Genomic DNA, 1,445 nt, shown 5'->3' on the forward strand with positions numbered 1-1,445 from the left:
GGAAACTGCCAGGTCACCTACGCGGTCTCCGGACAATGGAGCGGCGGTTTCCAGGGTGACGTGACGATCCGCAACACCGGCACGTCCGCCATCAACGGTTGGACCCTGCGCTGGTCGTTCGCCAACGGCCAACAGCTCAACCAGGCGTGGAACACCAGCTACACCCAGAGCGGTACGCAGGTCACCGCGACCAACGTGGCGTACAACGGCGCGATAAGCCCTGGTGCGAGTGTCAGCTTCGGGTTCATCGCGAGCTGGACCGGAAGCAACACCACACCTACCGCGTTCACGCTCAACGGTTCGCCCTGCGCCCTCGGCTGACCGCCGCACCGCCATCGGGGCCGGTCCGACGCTGGGCCGGCCCCGATCAGGCTAGGCGGGCCGCCGGGCGACGAGGATGTCGCGGACGATGGCCTGGTCGACGCGGTGCGCCAGGGCCTGCCACGAGCCGTCGTCCAGGACGGTGAGGCCGGCGGCGGCGAGGTGCTCGGCGGCGGCCTCGCGGCGGGCCACGTTGGTGTTCCAGGAGATGCCGAGAGCGCCGCCGGGGCGGAGCACCCGGACCCAGCCCGGCACGGCGGCGGCGAGCAGGGCGAGGGGGTCGCGGACCAGGCCCTGCTCGGCGGTACGACTACCGTGCTGCACGCCGTACGGCGCGTCGGCCACCACCAGGTCGACGCTCTCCGGCCGGAAGAACTCGCCGACCCGGGTGGTGTCGGCGCTGACCACGTCGACCGTCTGCACGTCCCCGGCCTTGTGCTCCTCCTTCGAGGCAGCCACCTCGACCCGGAAGCGGCGGCCGACCACCTTGCGTTCCCGGCGTACCGGCCCGGATTCCCGCACCCGGTGCTTGATCCGCTTGCGCTTCAGCCAGGTGGTGAGGAATGCCTGGTACGCCTCGAAGTCCTTGCCGTCGCGGTCCAGACCGGCGGCGTCGAAGCCGTACATCATCGCCTGGTTGAGGGTGGTGCCCCGGCCACAGAGCGGGTCCAGCACCCGGAACCGCCGGGTGAGCAGCTCACCGGACCAGTCCGAGGCGAGCAGCGTCAGGTTGAGCAGCAGCTTGGTGAACTGCTCGTTGGTCTTGCCCGGGTACTTCTGGATGGTGATCAGGTCGTCGTCGAAGCGGTCCAGCCGGGTCAACGGCACCGGACGCAGCAGGTCGCCGACGAACTCGAACAACGCGTACGCGCTGGAGAGGTTGCCCAGCACCGCCGCGTCCCGCTCGTCGAGCCCGCCGTCGACGCCGAAGGTGACGTAGTCGACGCCACCCACGGTGGTGGTCTCCACCGCCCCGATCCGACCGCCGAGCACGCTGTCGCCGAAGATCTTCAACTCGGCCCGCGTCAACTCGACCGAGGCGCCGGCGTACACCCGATTACTTGACGGAAGAATCAACACCCCATACCGCTCCACAACCAGCAACTATCCCACCCCGACCCGAC

2 protein-coding genes are annotated in these 1,445 nt (G+C 69.4%); one reads left to right on the plus strand and one right to left on the minus strand.

Annotated features, from left to right (window positions below):
• The coding region (locus C1I93_RS30435) for a cellulose-binding domain-containing protein (protein ID WP_181445389.1) at positions 1-321 on the plus strand (321 nt) is incomplete at its 5' end.
• A gap of 51 nt (positions 322-372) precedes the next feature.
• Here C1I93_RS30435 and C1I93_RS30440 read toward each other — a convergent pair.
• Positions 373-1,416 carry a TRM11 family SAM-dependent methyltransferase gene (locus C1I93_RS30440; protein ID WP_181445390.1) on the minus strand — a complete coding sequence of 348 codons (1,044 nt, stop codon included), beginning with the start codon at positions 1,414-1,416 and terminating at the stop codon, positions 373-375.
• Positions 1,417-1,445 lie beyond the last annotated feature (29 nt).

The sequence above is a fragment of the Micromonospora endophytica genome, assembly GCF_003236305.1.
Lineage (GTDB): Bacteria > Actinomycetota > Actinomycetes > Mycobacteriales > Micromonosporaceae > Micromonospora > Micromonospora endophytica.